The sequence below is a fragment of the Paenibacillus sp. FSL H7-0918 genome (assembly GCF_038007025.1).
GTDB classification, from domain to species: domain Bacteria; phylum Bacillota; class Bacilli; order Paenibacillales; family Paenibacillaceae; genus Paenibacillus_AQ; species Paenibacillus_AQ odorifer.
The window spans coordinates 364143-380391 of record NZ_JBBOWJ010000002.1; the positions used below are offsets into that span (position 1 = coordinate 364143).

The 16249-nt window shown below is 45.1% G+C and carries 16 protein-coding genes; 8 read left to right on the plus strand and 8 right to left on the minus strand.

The window, feature by feature from the left end:
* Positions 1-58 precede the first annotated feature (58 nt).
* From MHI15_RS15580 to MHI15_RS15595, 4 genes are all read left to right on the plus strand, one after another.
* Positions 59-1711: an AraC family transcriptional regulator gene (locus tag MHI15_RS15580; RefSeq protein WP_341164577.1), complete on the plus strand. Its 1653-nt coding sequence runs from the start codon at positions 59-61 to the stop codon at positions 1709-1711.
* A 170-nt stretch (positions 1712-1881) separates the two neighbouring features.
* Positions 1882-2829, plus strand: a complete 948-nt coding sequence (locus MHI15_RS15585) for an iron-hydroxamate ABC transporter substrate-binding protein (RefSeq protein WP_341164578.1) — start codon at positions 1882-1884, stop codon at positions 2827-2829.
* A gap of 5 nt (positions 2830-2834) precedes the next feature.
* The gene (locus tag MHI15_RS15590; RefSeq protein ID WP_341164579.1) at positions 2835-3842 is read left to right on the plus strand and encodes a FecCD family ABC transporter permease; all 1008 of its coding nucleotides are present in this window, start codon (positions 2835-2837) and stop codon (positions 3840-3842) included.
* On the plus strand, positions 3839-4846 hold the full coding sequence (locus tag MHI15_RS15595) for a FecCD family ABC transporter permease (protein ID WP_076125241.1): 1008 nt from the start codon (positions 3839-3841) through the stop codon (positions 4844-4846). The genes MHI15_RS15590 and MHI15_RS15595 overlap by 4 nt, the downstream gene beginning before the upstream one ends.
* Before the next feature lie 84 nt (positions 4847-4930).
* On the opposite strand, the gene MHI15_RS15600 is transcribed toward MHI15_RS15595, so the two are convergent.
* Genes MHI15_RS15600 through MHI15_RS15610 form a run of 3 tightly spaced genes read right to left on the minus strand, consistent with a single transcriptional unit; the run spans position 4931 to position 6498 of the window.
* Entirely contained in the window at positions 4931-5629 is a 699-nt protein-coding gene (locus tag MHI15_RS15600) for an SDR family oxidoreductase (RefSeq protein ID WP_339247259.1), read from the minus strand.
* Positions 5629-6105: a VOC family protein gene (locus MHI15_RS15605; protein ID WP_340395200.1), complete on the minus strand. Its 477-nt coding sequence runs from the start codon at positions 6103-6105 to the stop codon at positions 5629-5631. The genes MHI15_RS15600 and MHI15_RS15605 overlap by 1 nt, the downstream gene beginning before the upstream one ends.
* Before the next feature lie 57 nt (positions 6106-6162).
* The gene (locus MHI15_RS15610; RefSeq protein ID WP_248547728.1) at positions 6163-6498 is read right to left on the minus strand and encodes a hypothetical protein; all 336 of its coding nucleotides are present in this window, start codon (positions 6496-6498) and stop codon (positions 6163-6165) included.
* Between the two features lie 125 nt (positions 6499-6623).
* On the opposite strand from MHI15_RS15610, the gene MHI15_RS15615 reads away from it, so the two are divergent.
* The 3 genes from MHI15_RS15615 to MHI15_RS15625 are packed head-to-tail and all read left to right on the plus strand — an operon-like array spanning position 6624 to position 9648.
* Entirely contained in the window at positions 6624-7505 is an 882-nt protein-coding gene (locus MHI15_RS15615; protein ID WP_341164580.1) for a carbohydrate ABC transporter permease, read from the plus strand.
* Entirely contained in the window at positions 7505-8344 is an 840-nt protein-coding gene (locus MHI15_RS15620) for a carbohydrate ABC transporter permease (RefSeq protein ID WP_076141188.1), read from the plus strand. Before MHI15_RS15615 ends, MHI15_RS15620 begins: the two co-directional genes overlap by 1 nt.
* A gap of 32 nt (positions 8345-8376) precedes the next feature.
* Entirely contained in the window at positions 8377-9648 is a 1272-nt protein-coding gene (locus MHI15_RS15625; RefSeq protein WP_341164581.1) for an ABC transporter substrate-binding protein, read from the plus strand.
* 97 nt (positions 9649-9745) lie between these two features.
* Here MHI15_RS15625 and MHI15_RS15630 read toward each other — a convergent pair whose 3' ends face one another.
* A complete protein-coding gene (locus MHI15_RS15630) occupies positions 9746-10327 on the minus strand; it encodes a TetR/AcrR family transcriptional regulator (RefSeq protein ID WP_076125257.1) in 582 nt (193 codons plus the stop codon).
* Between the two features lie 294 nt (positions 10328-10621).
* Between MHI15_RS15630 and MHI15_RS15635 the strand changes: the two genes are divergently transcribed.
* Positions 10622-12064 carry a DHA2 family efflux MFS transporter permease subunit gene (locus tag MHI15_RS15635; protein WP_254847740.1) on the plus strand — a complete coding sequence of 481 codons (1443 nt, stop codon included), beginning with the start codon at positions 10622-10624 and terminating at the stop codon, positions 12062-12064.
* 93 nt (positions 12065-12157) lie between these two features.
* On the opposite strand, the gene MHI15_RS15640 is transcribed toward MHI15_RS15635, so the two are convergent.
* The 4 genes from MHI15_RS15640 to MHI15_RS15655 form a co-directional block, all read right to left on the minus strand.
* Positions 12158-13144 (minus strand): stalk domain-containing protein, encoded by a 987-nt coding sequence (locus MHI15_RS15640; RefSeq protein ID WP_341164582.1) that lies wholly within the window; start codon positions 13142-13144, stop codon positions 12158-12160.
* Positions 13145-13431: 287 nt separating this feature from the next.
* Positions 13432-14304: a hypothetical protein gene (locus MHI15_RS15645; protein ID WP_076193460.1), complete on the minus strand. Its 873-nt coding sequence runs from the start codon at positions 14302-14304 to the stop codon at positions 13432-13434.
* 81 nt (positions 14305-14385) lie between these two features.
* Positions 14386-15519, minus strand: coding sequence for a DUF4367 domain-containing protein (locus tag MHI15_RS15650; RefSeq protein WP_341164583.1), 1134 nt, complete (start codon positions 15517-15519; stop codon positions 14386-14388).
* A complete protein-coding gene (locus tag MHI15_RS15655) occupies positions 15501-16058 on the minus strand; it encodes an RNA polymerase sigma factor (RefSeq protein WP_076193465.1) in 558 nt (185 codons plus the stop codon). The genes MHI15_RS15650 and MHI15_RS15655 overlap by 19 nt, the downstream gene beginning before the upstream one ends.
* Between the last annotated feature and the right edge of the window lie 191 nt (positions 16059-16249).

The window sequence follows — 16249 nt, forward strand, 5'->3', positions numbered from 1 at the left end:
CATAGAAGTGAAGAATATAATACCATTCATAGAATTATAGGTAACGGAGGCTTAAGATTTGAATAACGTAGTCCCAGAATGGGCGGAGTCCCATTTCCCTTTATATACCGCTGATAGTATTCAGTCGATGTATGGAACCTCAAATCTGCCAAGACTTCAGATTCATGAGCATTCAACCGTCCTACTAGCTATTGCTGCTGGCAAGGGTATGCTTGAGGTCAATCATCAGACTTATGAGCTAATGGAAGGCATTGTCGTCCTTCTCCCCGAGAATACTTACGCCTCTCTAATTACAAATCGCCAGCAGCCGCTTCATGCTTATAAGCTTTCAATCCGGATTCAAGAACAGACACGAGCACTGCCCTCCAGTGCTATGACGCGGACAAGCCAACTGACATCCAATTCAAATATGCTGTTGTTTCCTCATGAACCAGCCATTGTATCTAATATGAAGGAATTGTATCTTCACCGGTTGCCAGATCGTGAAATACGTCATGTGCAGAACCAGATCCTGTTCCATCAGATCCTTCTTCAATTGCTGGAGCAGCAGGAAACAAGATTTGAAGTGAGTGAGCAGCCCTCAATGGAACGCAGTATCACATACTTAGAGAATCACTTCAGTGAAAAAATATCACGTGAGCAATTAGCTGCAATTGCGGGTGTGAGCGGTTCACATTATTCAACGCTATTTAAACAATTTACGGGCTTTACCCCTAATGAATATCTGTCCAGGTTGAGAGTTCACAGAGCGAAGGAACTACTGCTTAATAGTTCAAGCACACTAAGAGAAATTGCTTTAAAGGTGGGCTACAAGGATGAGTTCTATCTTAGTCGACGCTTTAAGCAGCAGACCGGCGCATCTCCTTCAGGCTATAATCTTATCCCTTTCCAACGTGTAGCGGTGATGCTCACTCCCTATGCCAGTCATTTGCTGCTGCTTGGCCTGGAACCTGCAGTTACCATTTCAGAGGGCAGCGAGTATTTAAATCTTTCTGACCAGGAACCACCACAGTCTATGAAATTCATCCATACGAACAGCTCGGCTGAGCAGATAAAAGCGTTATTACTGGAAGCAAACATTGAATTGCTTATTGCAGCCACACAACATCTGGAAGAATTCGGCTTGAACGCTGAGCAGCTGCGGGCGGTCGCTCCTATTGTTGAAATCTCTTGGCAGGAACTAGGATGGAAAGACCACTTGCGCTTGATCGGCCGTGCCATTCACCGTAGCGAACGTGCTGAGCAGTGGCTGGACGATTTTGAACAAGAGGAGCTGGAAGCTCGAGCCGTGGTGCAGCAAAGCGCGGTGGCTAACGAGATTGTAACCCTTCTGGTCATTAAACCAGATGGACTACTCGTATACGGGGCAAGAAATGTTGGGTATGTGATCTATCAATCGCTAGGTCTCAAGGCTCCTGCCTTGATTGAGGATCAAATAAATAAACTCGGCGACCAGTTTCATTCCCTTGTGATTGACGTCTCTGAGCTGGAGGCTTATGCCGGTGACCGATTGTTAGTCACTGTATTTCCAGACGCAAAAGGCTCCACTGCACACAGTGAAGAAATCTTCCACTCCTCTTATTGGAACCAGCTTTCTGCTGTACAGAACAAGAAGATCCATCTGCTCAATCTGGATGAATGGGTGCCTTATAATCCAGTTTCCATTCGTTTGCAGCTTGGACGTGCGGTTGCATTATTCGAAGGCCAATAATAGTCCAAGTCTTTTTTCCAACAAAAAGGCATGGTTAGGCACATAAGTGATCCCTATAATGATTACAAATGCGAATGATTCTCATAATCAATCTATGGCGCAGCCTGGGATTCATTAAATAATGGAATTATTCACGGAAACATAGTCATTAAAAGGGGAGAATTATTTAAATGAGAAAGATATTTATTCCGTTTGTACTTATTTTAGGGCTTGCCCTTAGTGCTTGTGGGGGAAATCAGGCGAAGAATGAGGTTAGTCCTACAAACAGCCCATCCTCGGCTCCTGCTGCGGAGTCAGAAAGTGCGACTTTTACTTATGAATCGGAAAATGGAACTGTTGAAGTTCCGACACATCCTCAGCGTGTCGTTGTCCTCACTCGATTTTTAACAGGTAATGTTATGGCACTAGGTGTACCTGTTGTAGGCGTAGATGAAATGTCCAAAACCAATCCGCGCTTTGAAGAGCAATTGAAAGATGTAGAAGCTGTAAGTGATGAAAGTCTGGAGAAGATTATTGAGCTGCAGCCTGATCTGATTATCGGTCTCTCCGATATTAAGAACATCGATAAATTCAAGCAAATCGCACCAACGGTTACTTATACTTATAATAAAGTTGATTACTTAACCCAACAGCTGGAAGTCGGCAAATTGGTGAACAAAGAAAAAGAAGCCCAAGCTTGGGTAGATGACTTTAGTGCCCGCACCAAAAAAGCGGGTGAGGAAATCAGAGCGAAGATCGGCGAGGATGCAACTGTCTCTGTCATTGAAACCTTCAATAAGCAATTGTATGTATACGGGTATAACTTTGGCCGCGGAACTGAACTCCTCTATGGGGACTTCAAGCTCGGTATGCCGGAGACAGTAAAGGAAGGCACCAAAACAGATGGTTACGTGGCCCTCTCAACAGAAGTGCTGAAGGATTATCTAGGCGATTACGTTATTTTTAGTAAAAATGCGGATGAAGATAATTCCTTCCAGGATACAGAAATCTACAAAAGCATCCCTGCTGTCAAAAATAATCATGTTTACGAAGCTGATGCCAAAGCATTCTATTTTAACGATCCGCTTAGCTTAGAATATCAACTGGAATTCTTTGAAAAAAGCTTTCTAGGAAAATAATAAAGATGACTACGAAGCAAACTTCCATTCCATTCTTTTATAAGCTGCTTGGTAGCGTGCTGGTAATGGTTATTTGCCTCGTGATCGCGATGTTATTCGGGGCTAAAGAAACCACCCTCCATGATCTGTGGCTTGCCATCACTTCAAGTTCAACGGCAGACAATGTCCTCATTCTCCGTGAGATCAGGCTGCCGCGTGAACTGGCCGCCATGCTGATCGGCGCCGCCTTTGCCGTATCCGGTGCTATTATGCAAGGAGTTACGCGCAATCCGTTAGCCGATCCCGGCCTGCTGGGGTTAACTTCAGGAGCTAATATGGCACTGGCGCTTACCTTCGTATTTATGCCGGGGCTGAACTATTTTGGCACCACGATTGCTTGCTTCTTCGGCGCTGCTCTGGGAGCCGTTCTGGTTCTTATTCTCGGCTCCGTGCGCCAAGGTGGCTTGTCTCCGATCCGTATCGTACTCGCTGGTGCTGCGGTATCTGCATTCCTATATGCTATCGCAAGTGGTGTCAGCATTGCCTTCAAGATATCCAAAGATGTATCCATGTGGACTGCCGGTGGGCTTATCGGCACAACTTGGGGCCAGCTTCAGGCCATTGCACCTGTGATCCTCATCGGGATCGTGGTGGCATTAATATTTTCTAACCAGCTGACTATTCTTAGCTTGAGTGACGAGGTAGCGATCGGATTAGGACAAAACCTTGTTTTGGTTAAAGGGATTCTGTTCACGCTCATTATTCTGCTGACTGGCGCATCGGTCGCTCTAATTGGGGACATGGCTTTTGTAGGGCTAATGATTCCGCATATTGTCCGCAAAATAGTCGGCACCGACTACCGCTATATTCTGCCGATTTCAGTATTCACTGGGGCATCCTTCATGCTACTTGCAGATACCATTGGACGTACAATCCATGCCCCTTATGAAACGCCGATAGTTGCTGTCGTGGCTATGCTAGGACTGCCTTTCTTTTTGTTCGTTGTTCGTAAAGGAGGTCAAACACTCTCATGATTTCCTCTGCTCCAGTACGAAAACAACGTCTTATCCTGTGGGTATGCACCGGACTGATCCTGCTTACGGCTATTGCCAGTATGGGAATCGGCTACTCTTCCCTGTCTTTTGACAGGCTGCTTCCCGTTCTCTTCGGTCATGGAACCTTTAAAGAGGACTTTGTATTATTTTCTGTGAGACTGCCACGTATTCTAATTACGCTACTGGCAGGAATGGCCTTGGCCTTATCTGGGTCGATTCTGCAAAGTGTTACCCGAAACGATCTAGCAGACCCCGGTATTATTGGGATTAACTCCGGGGCAGGTGTGGCTGTCGCTGTATTTTTTCTCTACTTCCCGGTTAGCGTTGGAACCTTCATTTATGCGTTGCCGCTGGTTGCTTTTATAGGGGCTATAATTACGGCAGCATTAATTTATCTTTTTTCATATAGTCGGACTAGAGGGCTTGATCCTATTCGGCTAGTTTTGGTCGGGGTCGGATTTTCCCTAGCGCTGTCGGGAGTTATGATCGTAATCATTTCATCCGCAGATCGTGCCAAAGTTGATTTTATCGCAAAATGGATTGCCGGGAATATTTGGGGTACAGATTGGCCCTTCATCTGGGCTTTACTGCCTTGGTTATTGCTGCTAGTTCCCTTTACCCTGTACAAATCGCTGCGACTCAATCTGCTCAGTCTAAGTGAGGTATCAGCCATTGGTGTCGGTCTGAATCTGGAGCGCGAACGTATCGTCCTGATTCTTGTCGCCGTCGCAGCTGCCGCCTCCGCGGTATCCGTAACAGGTGGAATCGCTTTTATCGGATTGATGGCACCACATATTGCGAAATCGTTGGTCGGTCCGCGCAATCAGATGTTTATTCCCGTCGCAGTATTGCTGGGTGGCTGGTTGCTTCTGATCGCGGACACCGTTGGCCGCAATCTCGTCTCCCCTGATGGCATCCCGGCTGGGATCATGGTAGCGTTGATCGGCGTACCTTATTTCGCTTATTTATTGATTAAGAAATAAATAAGCATATAGAAAAATCAAAAGAGGTAACTCAGAAGCCATGAATGGCTATTGAGTTACCTCTTTTAGTTAGAACACTCATTATTAAATCTTCATATCCTTACCCGTATAGTCTACAAACATGAATTGACCTTCCGGTATAGTCCGCTTCTCGATCAAGTCCATGATGCCCTCAGCACTTTGGGTTGGATTCGTTGGCGCCTCTGCCCCGCCCATATCCGTATGCATCCAGCCGGGATGTACGCCGAGTACTTGTACCCCGCGTTCTTTTAAATATACATGCAGCTGCTGTGAGAACATATTAAGTGCCGTTTTGGAGATGGAATAAGGATAGTCTCCGGAATAAGCATTAGAAATGCTGCCTGCTTCCGACGATATGTTGATGATCGAAAGCTCGGGTTCAGTGAGTAGCGGCAAGAAATGCTTAACCACTCGCATCGGTCCATAAAGATTAATATCCATCGTGGTAAGCATATCTTGGAAATCCAGCTCTTCAATCTGTGTGTCCCTTGCAGTCAGTACGGCCGCATTATTGATAATAGCACCAAGCGTCCGGCCTTGTCCTTGCAGATTTGCAGCAAGTGCCGCGATTCCTTCTTCATCCGTCACGTCCAGCTGGGCCACAGTCAGCTTCTCCCCGTAGGTCGCAGCGAGCTGAGATAGTGCTGTTTGTTCCTGATCGGGACGGCGAACCCCGGCAATGACTCCATGCCCCCGCTTCAATGCCTCAGCCGCCAGCTCATAACCTAGTCCACGTCCGGCACCAGTAATTAGAATATTCACTATACATCCTCTCCTTTATCTTTATCTTTATCGTTCTCCAGCAGCTCCACAATCACCTTTAACTCCTTGAACGTGTCCATATAAGCATAACGCCCCCCGGTATACTCGCCCTTTTGCTGGAGTGGGAACCCTTTGCCTTCGAGCAGCATAATCTTCTCCTTCATTCCTTCAACCACAAAAGCAATATGATGAGGTCCCTCACCATGTTCATTCAAATAATCACGCCATGTACTGGGCTGCTGGTCTGGCTCAATCAGTTCAAGCTGCAGGGAGCCCATATCAAAAAAAGCCAACTTCCCCCGCGCCACCGTCGCCTCGCCATTATACCGAGTCTGCGCCTGATCTTCTGTATCTGTAACGATAATTTCCGGCTTTTCCAGTCCAAAAAACTCCGCATAAGCCGTGCTTACCTTTTCAACATCATTCACCAAAATTCCAATCTGCGTAACAAAATGATTCCCCAGCCATCCTGACATGTACCCTACCTCCCATTTGTCTGACAAGTCCACCATACCGATTCTTTGAAAAGGCTGTCAAGCCTGAAAAGAAATCGTTCCGAGCCAGTGAAAATTATCCAGAGAAAGTCCAGCCGACTTCGGCGCTATCAAAGGCATTTTTGCCTCTCTTTCCTCCAAATCGCACACTTTCGGCGCTATCAAAGGCATTTTTGCCTCTCTTTTCTCCAACTCACACACTTTCGGCGCTATCAAAGGCATTTTTACCTCTCTTTTCTCCAAACCGCACACTTTCGGCGCTATCAAAGGCATTTTTACCTCTCTTTTCTCCAAATCGCACACTTTCGGCGCTATCAAAGGCATTTTTACCTCTCTTTTCTCCAAATCGCACACTTTCGGCGCTATCAAAGGCATTTTTGCCTCTCCCGATGCCGCAACTGGTTAAGAATACTCGGTTAGTAATATTACTTTTTGTTTCGGTTAATCACCAATTCGGTTATAGAATGAAAAGTTTAAATTAACAAAAGGGGTGAGGAACGATGGACCATAGAAAAAGATCACGCCTGATGCAGCAGTTTATTTTTGTCGGGCCAACTTCCTTGTTTTTCTTTATTATTGTGCTGATTCCTTTCTTTTTGGGACTCTATTATTCATTTACCAGCTGGAACGGAATCTCGCGGCATGTCGAGTGGACCGGACTACGGAACTATCTACATATTTTCACCAAGGATCCTTCCTTTCTTAATTCATTCTGGTTCACGGCGAAGTTCACTTTCTTCGGTCTAGTGCTGACCAATCTGCTTGGCTTCGCACTCGCTTATGTGCTGACGCGCAAACTGTTCACACGTAATGTCCTGAGAACTGTATTTTTTGTACCGCATGTCATTGGCGGACTATTGCTCGGGTTTATTTGGCAGTTTATTTTTGTCAGAGGATTCTCCTCTATCGGGCAGGCCACGGGCTGGTCCTTCTTTAATCTTGCCTGGCTAGGCACCGGAGGGACAGCATTCTGGGCGATTGTTATCGTATTTGTCTGGCAAAATGCGGGATATCTGATGGTGATTTACATCTCTGCTATCAACAATGTTCCCCAAAGCCTAATTGAAGCGTCCAAAGTGGATGGAGCCGGACGTTTTCAGGCCTTGCGCCATGTCACTCTTCCACTGGTCATGCCTGCTGTAACTGTTTGTCTATTTCTATCTATCTCCTGGTCCTTTAAGCTGTTTGACCTCAACCTGTCGCTGACCAAGGGTGGACCCTTTAAAGCTACCGAATCTGTAGCCTTGAATATTTACAATGAAGCCTATACCATCAGCCGGTTCGGAATGGGCTCGGCTAAAGCGATGGTTTTCTTCGTCATCGTGGCCGTGATCTCCCTACTACAGGTTAGAGCAACCAAGAAAAGAGAGGTGGAGCTGTAATGGAGACTACCGCCAAGAAATTTAATGTCCCCCTGCTTCTCATCGAAGTGATTGTAATCCTGCTGGGACTTCTATTTTTAGTGCCCTTTTACTTTTTGCTGGCTAATTCAGTGAAAAGCTATAGTGAAATACTTTCTGACTCTGCTGCGCTGCCTTCAGCACTCCAGTGGAGCAACTACGCGGAAGCTTGGAAAGCTACCAATTTCCCTCGCGCCTTCCTGAACTCTTTTATCATCACGGTGATTAGTAATGTTCTGCTAGCGTTCCTCTGCTCTATGTGTGCTTACAAAATGGTCCGCAACAACAGCTTGTATAACCGTGTGCTCTATATTGCATTAGTAGCCGCCATGGTTATTCCATTTCAATCTATTATGATTCCGCTGGTGCAGGTCGTCAGCGGTTTGGGCGTCATGGATTCAACCGCCGGTTTGATTTTAGCATATCTTGGGTTTGGCGCCCCGATGACTGTTTTTCTATTCCACGGCTTCGTTAAATCGGTACCTCTCGATATCGAGGAGGCCTCAAGAGTAGATGGAAGCAGTCCTTATGGTACCTTTTTCCGGATTGTACTTCCGCTTATGCAGCCGATTATCGTCACCGTCATCATACTGAATACCCTGTGGATCTGGAATGATTACTTGATGCCATCGCTTATTCTGCAGGATCCGGTGCTTCGCACCATTCCCATCGCCACTTATAGCTTTTTCGGACAATATACGAAGCAGTGGGATTTGGCGCTTCCAGGACTTGTGCTCGGGATTACGCCGGTGGTCATCTTTTTCCTAGTGATGCAAAAATATATTATCGAAGGTATTGCCCAAGGCTCCGTGAAGGGCTAATGATACACGTGACTTTCAGCCAGAGAGGATGAATGAATATGAGAACAAAACGTGGAATTCTCCTCGCATGCTCCCTGCTGCTGGCTGCCCTGACAGCCGGTTGCGGACGCAGCAGCGACAATGCAGATGGAGTCAAAACCGTACACATCTACCAGTTCAAGGTTGAAATATCTGAAGCGCTGGCTTCGCTCAAGACCGAATTCGAGAAAGAACATCCCGATATTAAGCTTGAGGTGCAAAGCGTGGGTGGCGGGACCGATTATGGCGCCTCGCTGCGTGCCAAATTCTCTTCCGGAGATGAACCGGATATCTTTACCATCGGCGGCAACAATGAACGTGATATGTGGCTGGAATATCTGGAGGATCTGAGCGGCGAAGCTTGGGCCAAGGATGTAAAGCCACTCGCAGCAGAACAAATGACTATAGATGGCAAGCTGTATGGGATGCCGATGAATCTGGAAGGATACGGCTTTATCTATAATAAGGATCTATTTAAAAAAGCCGGAATCACTGAGAAGCCATTGACGCTAACCGCTCTACGCGAAGCCTCCGAGAAGTTAAAAGCGGCAGGCATCACACCTTTTGCGAATGGTTACCAAGAATGGTTCGTGCTTGGCAATCATAATGTAAACGTGCCTTTCGCCCAGCAGCCTGATCCAGAGGCATTCATCGCCGGACTTACAGACGGTTCCAAAACCTTCGCCGGAGACCCTATTTTCTCCAAGTGGATCGATCTACTTGACCTTACTGTTGAGTACGGCAATAAGAACCCGCTCTCAACCGACTATAATACACAAGTCACTATGCTAGCGAGCGGCGAAGCTGCGATGATGCAGCAGGGTAACTGGACACAAGGGCAGATCGACGGCATCGATCCCAATCTAAACCTTGGCATCCTGCCCATGCCCATTGACGACACTCCCGAAGACAACGACAAGCTTTATGTAGGCGTACCCAGCAATTGGGTTATCAATAAAAACTCTCCCGTTAAGGAGGAGGCCAAGGTCTTCCTGAATTGGCTCGTCACCTCCGAGACCGGAAAAAAATATATCACTAAAGAATTCCAATTCATCCCTGCACTCGACAACATTAAGGGAACCGAAGAAGATCTTGGAGCACTAGGTGCTGAGGTGCTGGCTTATACCGATAAAGATCAAGCGCTGACTTGGAACTGGACCCGCCTGCCGAACGGGATGCCACAGGAATTATCCAGCAGCATTCAAGGGTGTCTCGGCGGCAAGCTGACCAAAGAAGGGATGTTGAAGGAATTCCAAATCAACTGGGATAATCTCAGTGTGCAGTGATTTACCTGCTCTAAACACGGGCAAACAGCCGCGCAACGATGCGTGGCTGTTTGCGTGTTCATTTAATTCCTCTCCGTTCATTAGTCGGAACCCGTTGTTAGTTCGCACGCAGCATGCTAATTTGTCTGGCAAGATACACAGGCGTATAGGGCATGTCATCTCGGAGCCAAGAAATAACCGTGCCAATTAGAGCTGCTGAACCGTACCAAACGGCAATGTCCTTTTGTATCGGTACCTTTGAATGATCAACGGCCCCCTCCTTTTTCTTCTGGTGTGCAGAAATGATTTCCGCCATCAGATTAAACAGGCGATCTGTAAAAATCGGGCTTCGTTTCGATGTGAGTATGACTTTGTAGAATTTTGCATTTTCCGCAATATGCTTAAGCAGACTCTCTAATATCCTCAGATTCTCTTCATCAACCGATTCATCATGGTTGCCATCGTTGTTCACCACTTGTAGAATGTCCTCCACCATCTCATCCGCCATCTTTTCTAACATATCCGGGAGATCCCGATAGTGTAGATAAAAAGTAACACGATTGATTTTTGCCCGCTCTGCAATACGGTTTACTGATATTTTCTCAATATCCATTTCCTCAAGCAATTCAATTACAGCATCTCTAAGCAATTGACGTGTCCGAAGTACCCGGGGATCTGTACGTTGCGTTGTGTTATTCATCTTCTACTCTCCAATCTTTTACTTTCATATTGTAAGCTACATATTTTAAATAATTGTTGTTTTTTAAAAAGAAAAAACTACATTTTCACAAAGAATGTAAACTACTTTACATTTTTTCGCAAATTGTTGCTTGATTACATGAAAATTTCATTTATAATCTAATTCATGCATTGTAAACTATACAACACACTGTAAATTTAGTCCATGATCGACGAGTTGAAAGGATGGAGTGGAGTGAGTACAAAGAGAGAAGTAGCAAGCAGTTCCGTGAAAAAGGGCCCCATCTTATTCATTATGATTTTGGGCGCCTTTCTTGCGACACTGAATCAAACGGTAATGAGCGTTGCCGTTCCGGAGTTAATGCATGATTTTAATATCTCAGCGGCTACAGCTCAGTGGCTGACAACGGGGTATATGCTGGTTAATGGTGTTCTAATTCCGATTACAGCTTATCTAATGCAACGATTTACGACGCGGGAGCTTTTTCAAGCTTCTATGTTTATATTTTTGGCTGGAACGATCGTATCGGCCGTCGCGACAAACTTCCCTGTTCTGTTGACCGGGCGTATGATTCAGGCAGCTGGTGCCGGGATTATCATGCCACTGCTCACGAATGTCATCTTGACCCTGTTCCCTCCTGAAAAGAGAGGGGCTGCTATGGGGATGGTAGGGTTGGCCATTATTTTCGCACCTGCGATTGGACCTACTCTGGCTGGATATATTTTGGAACATTATTCTTGGGAGATTATGTTTTATGGCATGATTCCTTTGACCGTCATTGTAATCATATGCGGATTTATTTATTTAAAAAATGTATCGGAACGCATCTTTCCCAAGTTGGACATTGTTAGCGTTACTCTTTCTACCATCGGTTTTGGAACCTTGCTGTATGGCTTCAGCCGCGCTGCCAGTGCGGGTTGGTCGAGCGCAGAAGTGTTATTGTCTTTAGCAGCAGGTGTGCTTTCCCTTGGCTTGTTTACTTGGAGACAGTTGGCTTCCCAAAATCCACTACTTGATCTCCGGGCCTTTAAATACAATATGTTCTCCTTAACAACTGTCATCAGTATCGCAGTTACAATCGTGATGTATGCGGATATGATGCTGCTACCTTTGTACCTGCAGAATGCCCGCGGTTTTACAGCGATGGAGTCCGGCTTGTTGCTACTTCCTGGTGCACTCGTAATGGGATTGTTGATGCCGGTAACCGGCAAGCTGTTCGACCGGTTCGGGGCAAAATGGCTCGCTATTATCGGTCTACTGATTACAATTGCAACGACTCTAAGCTTTGTAAATTTAACAGACTCAACCAGTTACATGTATCTGGTATACATGTCAACAGGCCGCCGGATCGGGATGGCTTTGCTCCTCATGCCTATACAAACTCTGGGTCTAAATCAACTCCCCGCCAAGCTTAGTGCGCATGGTACAGCGATTTCGAATACCATTCGACAAGTAGCTGGCGCCGTTGGGACTTCCCTGCTCGTCACCGTAATGACAAGCCGTACTACAACGCATATGAAGGATATGCTGGCCTCTGGCAGTACACAGAACGGAACACAGGAACATATGATTATGGAAGCATCCATTCAAGGGATCAATGATTCCTATCTAGTGATTGTGGGAATTGGTATCCTCGGTCTGCTGCTATCTTTCTTTATTAAACGTGTTGGGCAAGCGCCTGACCCTGAGCAAGAACCCAAGGTGAAGCTCAAAAAAATCATTGCCAAAGAAGCTTGATATATAGAAGTTATCAGCACTGTGTAAGCCTCATAAAAAAAGAGATCAACGATGAATAACATCGTTGATCTCTTTTTCTGCTAACTTGCATAACTATTTCAGTTTAAAATATATGGATCTTTTGTCGGACTCAAGCTTACTATCGTTTCTATAAAGAATAAGGGTGTTCTCCTTGCCTTTGATTATTGGCAGAACAACTTTACCCGAAGCTTCAAAAGAACCCGGTTTACTTGGGGTGACTTCAGGAAAATCAGCCAACAGCTTTTCGATATTTTCTCCGAGGGATCCCTCAAAATAATCACTAGAGCCACCAATATAGTATTGTCCACTGGATGTTTCTACCCCCCAAATGGTAGGTGTAAAACTTGAAAGGAACTTCCGCCCTTGGTCCTCACTACCTTTTACAAGAGTGGCGTTTTTCACCTTAAGCGTTACATCAAGCAGGACATAATCTACAGCTACATCGGGATCAGTGACATGTTCCTCAAACCCAAGAGCATGTAATTGTCCGAGAGTAGTCGACGTAACCTTATTGATAGTGAAAGTATATTGAGCAGATGTTGAATCACCCTTAGGGCTATAATTGTTATCAAGGTCCGTATAAGTAAAAGAAGTACCCAACTTCACTGCATCTGCAAACGAAGCGCCGCTGTTACTGGAAGTCGTAGCGGAAGATGATGCAGCAGGCTTTGGTGTTGCTTGCGGAGTGGGCTCGGTTGCAGGCGGAGTAGATACGGTTGCAGGCTTCGCAGTAGCTTGTGCAACAGTATTGTCCTTATCCGGGACAACGGATGTAGATGTTCCGCCGTTCGCCGATGTGATCACAACAGCTTGACGACTGTTATCCCATTTCACGGTTGCCCCCAGTGCTTCAGATACAGCCTTGGCGGATACATAGCTATGTCCCTCATAGATAATTGGGTACATTGTTCCTTCACTACTTGACAGGTTCACTTTCTGATTATCCACTTCAATGCTGATGGCCGCATTCTGATATGCAGAAATCTTCTTCAATGTCGTGTCTGCATAAGCGACTGCACCCACAGCCAACAGCATTGAGCTAACTGTAATAATTGACATGACTTTTTTGCTTGTTACCTTTAGCATCTTACACTCTTCTTTCATGTTTATGTATATGAATCTCGAAAATTATATCACTTTATATCGAATTTTGTAAATATTGGAATGATAGGATATTCGTTCTTTATTTGTGAATACTTAAAAAAGACACATTTCCATTGCCCAACGCCACATTTCACTTCTAATCTCCTAAATAGCATGAATACTATAAATCTTTATACTCAAATCAAAAAGCAGCCCTGGGGGCTGCCTTGATCAAATGTATTAGTAAGTCTCTTAGAATCATTCTACGCCGAAGCTTCAATGATCTGTCCTGCCAAAGCAATCAAATCCTCCTTGGTCAGATGTCCACCGGTTTCCCGAATAATATAATTGACACGGGTCTTTGGATTCATCCATGCAACTGACTTGTACTCCATCTTATCAATAGGTGTGTATACCACCTCTTGGCCACTCACTTTTAGCTTCTGCGACTGTGCATTTGCTGGTTCGGATTCAACAGTCGTATCCTTAGGTCCTGCAGGTTCGGCAGCGATGGCAAGAACTCCTCTTTTACCATTTTTCTCTGTGGTCATATTATAGATGATGTTGATAGCCGTACGCTTCTCCTGCAATTTCTTTACATAGATTTTCTTATCGGACGCCTTACCCTCGGCGATCACTTGATAGTATATCTTATCCTGTTCTTTTTTCGTCATATATGGAGAAACAATTGCCCTGAAAAAATTGTAGCCTTCCGGAGGCTCTTGCAATTGCAGTGGTATGGAGGTATTGCCGGCAGCATACCTTTCCACATATTCATTATACGTATTAAACGAAAGGGAATAATATGCACCCGCAGTGGGTGATCCCTTAGCATAGGCTTGATATTCCTTGTCATTAATATACACATATCTGATTTCTCCAGGTTTAAGCTCTTCACTTAATGCTTTCTGCTGCAGATCTTTGAGATTTTTGAATTTTTTTTGTTCCTGATCTGTTTTCGCTTTGGCAGCTTCATCGATGCCCTGAGCTATATATTTGACTTCCGCCTTAATGGCGGTTTCTTCCACAGACTGAGCAACAGACTTCTCGGCGTAAGCTTCTCCTTTGAAGCCATAACCTAAACCCAACATTAGGGTCATACTGGTCATGGCAATGAGTGTTTTTCTATTATTCATTAAAATACCTCACCTTCCTGTATATGTAGTACTCTTACATAACACTTACGTTACCGGATTTGTGACATCAAATTTCTATACTTATTTCATCATGTCGGCAGCAATTCGGATAACCTCCTCTTTGGTTAAAGCAGAAGACTCCGGTGCAGCAGTCATATCGTATACTACATTTTGTTCTGGATCCGTCCAGACAAGTCTGTATCTATACCCCAACTTTATTTCAATGTTTGTAGTTTCCGTATAGATCAGTTGGGTTCCGTTAACAAGAATATTCTCTACGTTTGTAGTGTTAGTCCTTAATAAGCTTTCCACCGTTCCGGTCTTTGCCTTGATGTGTTTGGCATTAATTCTTACCATACTCTCTCCTTTTTTGTATCTCATCGACGAATATTCATAATTAATTCTGGCCGTAGGTTCTTTTTTCCACATAACCCGGTAACCGCCTTCCAGCTTTATACCATCAGTCAGGGCAAGCAGTTCATTCTCGTTGACCTCAAAATCAGGTTGTATCCATGCTTGATCAAAAACATACCCTTCTGGCAGATACTCCGGGCGTGGCAAATATGGCGCCTTATACTCCTCTGCTTTGGCTAAATAACTAGAATAATCATTAAATAGCATCGCAGGAATAACTCTGCCAAGCTGAGGACGTTCATCTCCAGCACCTTCCTTTTTTAACACGTAAGAAGCGCCCTCTCCCGGTAGTAATAATTTCTCTACAACTCTATATGCCTCTAAATTTTTTTCACTCAGCAGCTCTTCTTCTTTGGTCGCCACTCTCTGAGGAATTTTTACCTTTGAAGGAACTAACGGATTCCTAGATACTTCAATCGTCCCCCCTTCCTTCGTTGCAAGAAGCGGCTCGTATGGCAGCACTTCATATTGAAATTTGGCAGCTTGCCAGGGACTCTCCTTAAACAAGGAATAGCTTCCTCCTACCAAGACAACCAGGATCAGCACCGCTGCCCATCTCCTTACAGACCTGCTCCACATGCGCTTACGGCATCGTTTGGCATAGGTTGCTGGCTCCACTCTATGCATAATATCTGGGATGTCCCCCTCCTGCTGGTGAGGTACAGGCTTAACAGCAAGGCGACCATTACCTAGCCCGATGGCTTGCATTACAGAATCATGAACATCAACCAGCGGAAGTTTGGCAGAATTATCCCCCTCCTTCAGAAACAACTCTTCGGAAGTCAATTCGTCCTTGCGCATAGTTGTTTCTCCTTTCTTTCAATGACTTCTCTGAGCTTGCACCTTGTCCGCTCGTATCGTTTCCTAACAGTGACCGTACTTTTACCCAGAATTTCACCAATTTCTGCAAATGATTTATCTTCAAAAATGCGTAAAATCAACAGATTACGTTCCTCCACGCTAAGCTTTGCCAGGGCAGAGGCCACGGATTCACTGAACAACTGATTTTCCACCATTTGTTCAGCGCTTTTAGTGGTTACATCCTGTCTGAGTAATTTTCGCAGCTGATTTTGAAATTTCTTCCGGCGCAATTGATTCAGGCAATGATTATAGGAAACCCTGTAGAGCCACGAGTTAAAACTTACCTGAGACTCAAAATGGCCGATGTTCTGGTAAGCCTTAATAAATATGTCCTGAACCGCATCCTCAGCTTCTTCCTTATTGTTCAACAAGCGAAAGCAGTAGAGGTAGATCCGTTGTTGGTAGAGTCTGATAATATCTGAAAAAAGGTAGACTTCTCCCGCTTGTACCCGCTTTATCTTCTCTTCAATAGAGTCCACGACTGTCTCCTTTCTACTATCAGTACAGTTATAACACTTGAGCGGTCTGTTTCGTGACATTTTTTTCCGTTTCAGTTTCAACTTAACGGAACATACACACAAAAAAATCGCTGCTCCTCTCCGCAGGGAGGTGAGCAGCGATGCTTAAAACAGAAGAACGCAAGGGATGGTTGCACACGTATTTCCACTCT

What these genes read in the sequence shown, in the direction of transcription:
- MHI15_RS15635 (WP_254847740.1), top strand. Translation starts at nt 10,622, where the DNA reads ATGATTTTGGGCGCCTTTCTTGCGACACTGAATCAAACGGTAATGAGC.
- MHI15_RS15630 (WP_076125257.1), bottom strand. Translation starts at nt 10,327, where the DNA reads ATGAATAACACAACGCAACGTACAGATCCCCGGGTACTTCGGACACGT.
- MHI15_RS15645 (WP_076193460.1), bottom strand. Translation starts at nt 14,304, where the DNA reads ATGAATAATAGAAAAACACTCATTGCCATGACCAGTATGACCCTAATG.
- MHI15_RS15605 (WP_340395200.1), bottom strand. Translation starts at nt 6,105, where the DNA reads ATGTCAGGATGGCTGGGGAATCATTTTGTTACGCAGATTGGAATTTTG.
- MHI15_RS15585 (WP_341164578.1), top strand. Translation starts at nt 1,882, where the DNA reads ATGAGAAAGATATTTATTCCGTTTGTACTTATTTTAGGGCTTGCCCTT.
- MHI15_RS15615 (WP_341164580.1), top strand. Translation starts at nt 6,624, where the DNA reads ATGGACCATAGAAAAAGATCACGCCTGATGCAGCAGTTTATTTTTGTC.
- MHI15_RS15650 (WP_341164583.1), bottom strand. Translation starts at nt 15,519, where the DNA reads ATGCGCAAGGACGAATTGACTTCCGAAGAGTTGTTTCTGAAGGAGGGG.
- MHI15_RS15625 (WP_341164581.1), top strand. Translation starts at nt 8,377, where the DNA reads ATGAATATGAGAACAAAACGTGGAATTCTCCTCGCATGCTCCCTGCTG.
- MHI15_RS15640 (WP_341164582.1), bottom strand. Translation starts at nt 13,144, where the DNA reads ATGTCAATTATTACAGTTAGCTCAATGCTGTTGGCTGTGGGTGCAGTC.
- MHI15_RS15590 (WP_341164579.1), top strand. Translation starts at nt 2,835, where the DNA reads ATGACTACGAAGCAAACTTCCATTCCATTCTTTTATAAGCTGCTTGGT.
- MHI15_RS15610 (WP_248547728.1), bottom strand. Translation starts at nt 6,498, where the DNA reads ATGCCTTTGATAGCGCCGAAAGTGTGCGATTTGGAGAAAAGAGAGGTA.
- MHI15_RS15595 (WP_076125241.1), top strand. Translation starts at nt 3,839, where the DNA reads ATGATTTCCTCTGCTCCAGTACGAAAACAACGTCTTATCCTGTGGGTA.
- MHI15_RS15620 (WP_076141188.1), top strand. Translation starts at nt 7,505, where the DNA reads ATGGAGACTACCGCCAAGAAATTTAATGTCCCCCTGCTTCTCATCGAA.